We start from the raw sequence: 8,479 nt of genomic DNA on the forward strand, positions 1-8,479 counted from the left end.
AAATTTTGATATTTGATGTACAAATTTAGGGGTAAAACCAGTTTGCTTTTTTAATTCGGTCGAAATTATTTTTAAGAGTATAATCAGTTTTAAAATATTATCTTCAAAAAGAAATGTACTTTTAGTTCGAAAAATAAACCACTAAAAATTTATGTCAAAACAAATTCTACTGATACTAACTGCTGTAATTTTTAGCAGTTTCAATGTTTTTTCAAACGGAATTGTCGAAAATGATTCTTCAAAACAGAAAATCATTTCATTCAAAATAAAATTGAAATCGGCCGGAAAAGTAAAAATCACGCCTTCAATATTAAAATACAACAAACATTTTGCCTATAGTTTTACGCTTGACGACGGTTACAGATCGGCTTATTTGACAGCATTTCCATTATTAAATGGAGGAAAAATTAGTGCTTCAAATAAAAATGGATGGAAAATAGATCAGGGTGGGGACGGAACAACTTCAAAAGGTCTTTTTTATACAGACGGATTGGGGAATAAACTTCCGTTCAAATTGGCTTTGGCAATAAACGGAGCATCTTTAAATAATTTGCCTAATCGTGGACATCTTTCTTGGGATGAAGTTCGTGAAATGTACAATGCAGGTTGGGATATTCTCAATCACAGTTTTCATCACGCGACCAAACACGGCACCAATTATTTGACAGAAGTCACAGATAATACAAAATCGATAAAAGAAAATCTGAGTTTCACAATGTCACATTTTGTAGTTCCAGGCGGAGAAGGTGATGAAAAATATTATTTGGAGTATGAAAAAGAAGCGCTTCAAAACGGTCATTTTTCTGTAGCTTCTTATTATGGTGAAGGACCGGTTTATAAAGTAAATGGCAAAGTGAATTTAGATAAATTGATTTCGGCCAGAACTTTTGTGCAGAGTTCAAAAGACACGACAAGTTTTAAAACAATGGACAACTATTTAAAAAAGATAGATTCTATTGTAAAACAAAAAGATCCGGTTTGGTTTAACGAATTCACACACGGAACTGGAAATACGAACCTGTGGAATCTCAGTACGCGTTTTCCTGATTTTAAATATTATATGATAAAACTTGCTAATAAATATGGAGCAAATGGAAACGATTCTGTTTGGATGGCGCCGTGGCAAGAAGTCTACGAATATATTTGGCTAAGAGACAGAATAAAAATTGATTTCGTTCAAAAAGATAAAGAAGTAACGGTAACGATTCAGCTTCCAGAAATTCCAGAAACTTTCAGACACAAATCCATTTCGCTTTCAGTTGATTCTGACTCAAAATTTGAAACAGAGTCTAAAACTCCAGATTTTACTATTCAAAATGACGGAAGTAAAAAACATAAATTAATTGTGATTGATTTGAAAAACTAAAATAATTTAAACACATAGAAACATAGTTTTTTCTTTAACTAAAAGAAGACCAAAAGAAACTAGTTTCTAACACATAGAAAGCTATGTGCATTGATCCAAGTGAAACGCCTTTAACCGCAAAAAAAAGCTATGTTTCTATGTGTTTAGAAAAAAATAATGCCACAGATTAAAAGGATTAGATGGATTATTTTTTAGATTCAAATTTAAAAATCATTAAAATCCTTTTAATCTGTGGCAAAAAATTAATCAATTTCTTTCTCGTTGTCTTTTATAAACGTATCGATATTCATTAAATACGGATCGACAACAACGCGTTGAGGTTTGGTTTTGATTTTAATTTTTCCTTCAATATGATTATTTTTTATCGGGAAAATATAGCGAAATAATTTTCCGTTTTCATCATAAATTCCAATATCGATTGTGGAATCGTTTGTAATTTGTTTTCGGTTTCCTCTGGCATCTTCGCTATATTTAAACGATTCAGCTTTAAAAGAAACTTCATAAAAACTATTCTTGTTTAGACTTTCAACTGCTGAAATTTTAGACGAATAAGTAATAATATTTTTAAACATTTCATCCAGTTTTGGATAAAGTTTAGGATTCGTCACCAAATAAATTTCCTTCAATAAATCTTCAGAATCCGGAATTGGATTTGGATATTTATAGTGATTCAGAAAGTTGTGCAAAGCCAGATTTACTTTTTCTTCGCCAATTAAAATTCGCAATTGATGCATAACCAGCATTCCTTTATCGTAAGGCAAATGCGGTGTTTCGTAATTCGTTTTATATAAAGGCGTTTCAGGTTCATAACCTCGACTGCTGAGGTATAAATCCAAATGAATTTTTAAAGTTTCTAAAGCTTTTTCTAAACCATGTTCTTTTTCATACAGCATCAATTCTGTGTATTGCGCTAAAGTTTCGGTCAAAATCCAGCTTCCTTCTTTTTGCTCTGGACTAATCTGCGCATTTCCCCACCATTCATGAGAAAGCTCGTGCGCTGTTAATTGATTGATAACATCTTCTTTATCTCGGTTGTTGAGGTTGCTGTAAAAACCAAAATTCTCTTTCATAAAAACCGTTGACGGATATGAAGTCGCTGCAAATCCATCCGCGAAAGCGCTGACTTCGGCATAACGAATGGTTTTGTACGGATATTTACCAAAATTATTTTGACAATAATCCAGCGTGTTTTTTACATCCTGAACAAGTTTTGCAACGTTTCTCGAATGTCTTTTGTCAAAATAAACTTCAATAGAAATGCCTTTATAATTGGATTTTCTAATTTGATATTCCGCGGAAGCGAAAGCAAATCGAAAAGGAATTTTTCCATTAGATTTATAATGAAAATAATTGCGATCGCCTTTTTTCCAATTTCCAATTAAATCGCCAATTCCAATTGCGGTTTGATTTTTTGAAGTCGAAACTACAGCTTCGTAATCCATAAAATCAGTTGTTATTTTCCATTTATCTTCCAATTTTTTAAGTGGAGTCTGATTAGGCAAATGTCTTTTTGCTCGTTCTTTTTTACTGCTGATTTCATTAGAATCCTGATAACCAAAAGCTGGAAAATAGCGGCTTATTCGCATAAACGAACCATTATCGATAATCGAATTAAAAGCGGTATGTCCTTTAAAAGGTGACCAGGTTGATTGAAAAGTAAAACTCATTTTCATTTTTTGCTGAGGTTCTAAAGGTTTTTCCAATTGATACCAATAATGCTGAAATTTAGAAACATTGTCTCCATTTTTCGAGTTCGGAATTTCAATAGAAGTCAGTTTCGAATTCCGGTCTATATATAGGAGTAAACTATCAATTGGTTTTTTCGAATTATTGATCAATTCATAAGTTCCTTTTACTTCGTAACGATTTTCATCAGGATATAAATCGACATTGCTTTTTACAGAAAGAATTGTGGGCTGATCGAGATTTGCATATTTTTTAAATTGCTTTTCGTATTGCTCGCTCCAATTGTTGTGGTCGTTTTTGGTCAAATACGGATATTCGATATTGGTTTTATAAAAAAGAAAACTTCCAAAAGTGATAAAAAGAATAAAACCGAAAGCAAAGGTTGTTTTTTGAATGATGTGAAATGAATTTCTGCGAATGGTTTTTAAAATTGTTGAATTTCGTTTCCATAAAATTCCGGTCAATGTCAGAAGTAGTAAATCCAATCCGAAATTGTACAACATCGAAATATGAAACGGAAAAGTATAACTTCCGAAACCATTCAGATCAAAATATTCTCTTTTAAAGGAATCTCCAAATCGCAATAACGAATGTTCAATTCCTAATTGTTCGCCAATTCCGGTACAGAATAAAAGAACTACAAATGCCGAAACCGCCAATCCTAAATATTTGTTTTTAATGAAAGTCTGAATTGCAATAATCAGAATCGAAATCAGAAAAAGCGGAAATCCGATATAATAAAAGAGTGAAAGATAAAGACCAATTTCGATTGGGGCATTCGCATTCATTAATTGAAAACCAATTCCAATCAAAATGCTGATGGCAATAAATACCAGTGGAATTATAAAAAGCGCTGTCAATTTTGAAAGTAAAACCGAAAATGGAGAATAAGGCGCCGTATTTTCGAGCATTTCAAACTTAGAACTTTCGCTACGGTTTACTAATTCATTCGAATAAAAAAGAACAATCAGAATCAAGATAAACGGTAAACGATCCATAATTGTAGAAATCATCAACGCCGTATTGGTAATGTTTTCTGCCAATCGAATTCCGCCGTCAATTTCGTCTGAAATCTCAATAAGTAATAATCCTGAAAATAAAAGTACAATCAATAGAAACGGAATTCCTTTCAGAATTAAATAAATATCCATTTTCAAATTGCTTTTAAAAACCGACCAATTATGTCTGAAAGTTTTAATTTCAATTTGTTTCGGAATTTCAGGGGAAAAAATTCTTGTTTCTTTTTGAACCTTTTTTAGAGATTTTACCTTTTTAGTTTTAGTTTTTCGAAAAGAAAACATTTTATACGAAATAAAAAGTAAAGCCAGAGAAATACAAATCCATAAAATTCGATTGAATAAAAAGTTTCCCGAAAGCGAAAGTAACTGCGTATTTTTCTCGACAGAAGTCCAATATCGGGTTTGTTCTAAAAAAGCAGCCAAACCAAACGGATCAATTTTCGCGGCCAGAGACATCGCTTTCGCGGAAGACGGAGATGCATTTGCAAATAGCGGAGAGTTTGAAAAAACCGAACCCGCGATATATAAAATGTAAACCATTAATCCGCCAACGTAAATAAAAAGTTTACTTCGGGTAATCCACGCCAGCGCCGTAACAATCGAAAGACACAACAAAATATTCGGAATCACAATCACAAAATAGGGCCAGAAATAATTCATGATTTCAAAAGGCCCAATATCGCTTCCCTGAATCCACGGCATTAAATGGCCAATCATTATTCCGATAATAAACATTCCGAAAGAAGTTGTAGCAATAAAAAACGCCGTAATAAATCGGCTGAACAAATAATCGAATTTCGAAATGGGAGCGGAGAAAAGAATAGCATCAAATTTGGTTTCGTATTCTTTTAAGAAATTCTGAGCGGTTTGAATCGTAATCGAAAAAATAACCGTCAGCGAAATCAAACCAATGGCATAAGTCAAAACAAAAGGTCCGTTTTTGTAAGCGCCCGAAAAAGAGAAATTCGCAAAAGCGCTTGTCATAAAGCCCAATACTATATATATAAGATACGAAGCATAAAAAGTCCAGTTTCTAGAATTGTTATGCCATTCAAATTGGATTAATTTAGAAAGCATAGGACTATTTTTTTAGGTTTTGAGATAAAACATTGAAGTAAACATCATTTAAGTCTGGTGAAACTAATTCAAATCCAGAATCAGGTCGCTGTTCTGAATAAACATGAATATTGAGTTTTCCTGAATTTAAATGAGATGAAATAATATTGAATAGCTCTTTATGCGATGTTAATTCGGTTTTCTGAATCGCTTTCATCCAGATTTTATTTTTCAGAGAATTAACCGCCTCGTTCGGATTTCCTTCCAAAATCAATTTTCCGTTGGCAATAACTGCCATTTTGGTGCACAAATCACGAACATCTTCTACAATATGTGTAGAAAGAATCACGATAATGCTTTCGCCGATTTCGCTCAAAAGATTATTAAAACGGTTTCGTTCTTCAGGATCCAATCCGGCAGTTGGCTCATCAACAATAATAATCTTCGGATTTCCCAACAAAGCCTGCGCAATTCCAAATCGCTGGCGCATTCCGCCCGAAAAAGAATGAACCGCTTTGTCTTTATGCTGTAATAAATTGGTTTGTTGTAATAAATACAAAATCTGATCGTGTCGCTCTTTTTTATTGACAATTCCCTTCAGAATCGCCAAATGATCCAATAATCGATAAGCCGATATTTTTGGATAAACTCCAAATTCCTGCGGAAGGTAACCCAGATTTTCTCTGATAAACATTGGATTTTCCAAAATATTGATTCCGTTAAATTCGATAATTCCCGAACTTGGTTCCTGCAATGCAGCAATGGTGCGCATTAAAGTCGATTTTCCGGCGCCGTTCGGCCCAAGTAAGCCAAACATCCCATTTGTAATTTCAAGCGATAAATTATTAATCGCCTTTGTGCCGTTCTCATACGTTTTGCTGAGATTTTTGATGGATAAACTGTTCATTTTTTGATTGATTTTTGATGATTATAGAAATGATGATTTGAAAAATTTAGGCAATAGAAATCCTGTCGGTCATAAAAACCGATTTTTTTAAAGTCAGAATGAAAATAGAGTTTACTCGTTTACGTATTCTAAAATATCTCCGGGCTGACAGTCGAGAATTCTGCAGATCGCTTCGAGCGTATCAAACCGAATCCCTTTTGCTTTTCCTGTTTTTAGAATCGATAAATTAGCAGGCGTTATATCTAGTTTTTCTGCCAACTCTTTACTCTGCATCTTGCGTTTGGCAAGCATTACATCAACATTTACAATTATTGGCATAGTTATATAAATAAGTCTTGTTCGTTTTGAAGGTTTAAACCTTGTATAAAAATAGCGGCGAGAAAATAAGCAAAAGCGCCCAGCATTCCGTGTAATATGATAAACATCCAGACTTCATTATCCAGCGGAACAAAAAAGAATGCAATAAAAATCATAATACTCGGAATTAATAAATTCGCTAAATAAAAACGCCTCAAATGCGAAACCCCGTTTGGAGTAAATAATTTTGGCTGAAAAAATACTTTGAAAACATTACTGCTCAACAAAAAGAAAAGTCCGTAAAGACTCAACGGAGCCAGAAAATCAAACAATATATAAGGTAGGTTATAATCGCCCAGCATTAAAGGGCGTTCTGTAAAAGGGTAACAAACCTGAAAATACTTTCCGTTATCTTTAAAAGTTAAAAACAATCCTGTTAGTAAAGTAAAAACAGAATAAGCTGCTAGAAAAAAATAAACCGCAGCTAAAAATCGGGTCAGATAAAATAATATTCTGGAAACGATATGAGTTGTTTTCATATATCACAAAGTTAAGTTGATATTGCAAATGTATAATTAATTATCGTAAAACAATAATTAATTATCAAAATTTAGCCATTATAGTTTTAGATTATAATATTATAGTTCAATTAACACTAGAAATAAAAAGGCATTGGCATAAATGACTTAATTTTGCATTTTAGCCTTATTTATATATGAAAAACCCAATTTCAGTCTCAATATTAGAGCTTGCGATTATCACCCAAGATAGCAACGCAACAGAAACATTTCAAAAAACAAAAGACATTGCCCAACTAGCCGACAAAATCGGATACAAAAGAATGTGGCTCGCAGAACACCACAATATGGCACACGTTGCCAGTACAGCAACAGTCGTATTAATTGGTTATATAGCAAGCCAAACTCAGAAAATTCGCGTAGGTTCTGGCGGAATCATGCTTCCGAATCATTCGCCTTTAGTGGTGGCAGAACAATTCGGAACATTAGAAACCCTTTATCCAAACCGAATCGATTTAGGTTTAGGAAGAGCGCCAGGAACAGATCAGCCAACTGCAGAAGCGATTCGAAAAGACTTTTTTGAGCAGGCACAGCGATTTCCACAGAATGTAAGCAAGCTTCAAGAATACTTTTCATCTGAAAATGCCACAGGAAAAGTTCGTGCATTTCCAGCAGAAGGCTTAAAAGTGCCAATCTGGATTTTAGGATCAAGTATGGATAGCGCAGCTCTCGCAGCCGCTTACGGACTTCCTTATGCTTTTGCAGGACACTTTGCGCCAAAACTAATGATTCAGGCATTTGAATTTTACAGAGAAAATTTCCAGCCGTCTGAGTTTTTAGATAAACCCAAAACAATGGCATGTCTTAATATAATTGCTGCCGATACAAACGAAGAAGCAGAATTGCTTTCTACAAGTTTGTATCAAATGTTTTTAAACTTAATCAGAAACGATCGCAAAGGATTGCAGCCCCCGGTTCCGTCATTAGACGATATTATGAACGAAGCAGAACGCTTTCATGTAAACCAGATGACAGCCGGAACTTTTACTGGAAACAAAGAACAATTGGTTACAGATCTTAAAAAGTTTATCAACTATGCAAGAATCGACGAGCTAATGGTAACAAGTCCAATCTTCGATCATGAAGCAAAACTAAAAAGCATTCAAATTACTAAAGAAGTAATCGATGCGATAAATGAATAATATATAAGGTAGTTTACACTATTATATTATAAGAGTAATTATTCACGCTGAACCCGACAGGTTTTAAAAACCTGTCGGGTTTATTTTTGCACAATATAATAAGCAGATTATCTACAGACCCCAATTTTCTCTGTAGAGGCGCACCGCAGTGCGTCTCACGCAACGCTATTCACATACGTATAATATATTAGTAGGCAGGCTGAGCGCAGCGAAGCCGCCAGGATTGGAATTTGGTTCCGAAGCTTCGGGATAAAAGATTTGGGATTTAATAAAGATAAGAAGCCATTTCCGCTCCTATCGGGGCTAGGGGAGCCATTTTCAGAAGAAGTTTTACGCGCATTCAGGATAAAAAAAGAGGTAAAGAATAAAAACTCCATAAAAACACCCTCCCGATATCCCAAGAAAATATGAAAAATTCACTCAAACGA

6 protein-coding genes are annotated in these 8,479 nt (G+C 34.0%); 2 read left to right on the forward strand and 4 right to left on the reverse strand.

The window, feature by feature from the left end; all coding sequences use genetic code 11:
- Positions 1-151 precede the first annotated feature (151 nt).
- Positions 152-1,366: a polysaccharide deacetylase family protein gene (locus ACWA1F_RS12715; RefSeq protein ID WP_456894065.1), complete on the forward strand. Its 1,215-nt coding sequence runs from the start codon at positions 152-154 to the stop codon at positions 1,364-1,366.
- Positions 1,367-1,608: 242 nt separating this feature from the next.
- Here ACWA1F_RS12715 and ACWA1F_RS12720 read toward each other — a convergent pair whose 3' ends face one another.
- The 4 genes from ACWA1F_RS12720 to ACWA1F_RS12735 form a co-directional block, all read right to left on the reverse strand.
- Positions 1,609-5,148, reverse strand: a complete 3,540-nt coding sequence (locus ACWA1F_RS12720; protein WP_456894067.1) for an ABC transporter permease/M1 family aminopeptidase — start codon at positions 5,146-5,148, stop codon at positions 1,609-1,611.
- 4 nt (positions 5,149-5,152) lie between these two features.
- Positions 5,153-6,034: an ABC transporter ATP-binding protein gene (locus tag ACWA1F_RS12725; RefSeq protein WP_456894069.1), complete on the reverse strand. Its 882-nt coding sequence runs from the start codon at positions 6,032-6,034 to the stop codon at positions 5,153-5,155.
- Positions 6,035-6,145: 111 nt separating this feature from the next.
- Positions 6,146-6,352 carry a helix-turn-helix domain-containing protein gene (locus tag ACWA1F_RS12730; protein ID WP_306158690.1) on the reverse strand — a complete coding sequence of 69 codons (207 nt, stop codon included), beginning with the start codon at positions 6,350-6,352 and terminating at the stop codon, positions 6,146-6,148.
- Between the two features lie 2 nt (positions 6,353-6,354).
- Positions 6,355-6,870, reverse strand: a complete 516-nt coding sequence (locus ACWA1F_RS12735) for a DUF2975 domain-containing protein (protein WP_456894072.1) — start codon at positions 6,868-6,870, stop codon at positions 6,355-6,357.
- 176 nt (positions 6,871-7,046) lie between these two features.
- Between ACWA1F_RS12735 and ACWA1F_RS12740 the strand changes: the two genes are divergently transcribed.
- Positions 7,047-8,051: an LLM class flavin-dependent oxidoreductase gene (locus ACWA1F_RS12740; protein ID WP_456894074.1), complete on the forward strand. Its 1,005-nt coding sequence runs from the start codon at positions 7,047-7,049 to the stop codon at positions 8,049-8,051.
- The last annotated feature ends 428 nt before the right edge of the window (positions 8,052-8,479 follow it).

The sequence above is a fragment of the Flavobacterium erigeronis genome, assembly GCF_054075165.1.

Excerpts from the sequence above, each read along its gene's own strand:
- ACWA1F_RS12715 (WP_456894065.1), top strand. The coding sequence starts at position 152 with ATGTCAAAACAAATTCTACTGATACTAACTGCTGTAATTTTTAGCAGT.
- ACWA1F_RS12720 (WP_456894067.1), bottom strand. The coding sequence starts at position 5,148 with ATGCTTTCTAAATTAATCCAATTTGAATGGCATAACAATTCTAGAAAC.
- ACWA1F_RS12725 (WP_456894069.1), bottom strand. The coding sequence starts at position 6,034 with ATGAACAGTTTATCCATCAAAAATCTCAGCAAAACGTATGAGAACGGC.
- ACWA1F_RS12730 (WP_306158690.1), bottom strand. The coding sequence starts at position 6,352 with ATGCCAATAATTGTAAATGTTGATGTAATGCTTGCCAAACGCAAGATG.
- ACWA1F_RS12735 (WP_456894072.1), bottom strand. The coding sequence starts at position 6,870 with ATGAAAACAACTCATATCGTTTCCAGAATATTATTTTATCTGACCCGA.
- ACWA1F_RS12740 (WP_456894074.1), top strand. The coding sequence starts at position 7,047 with ATGAAAAACCCAATTTCAGTCTCAATATTAGAGCTTGCGATTATCACC.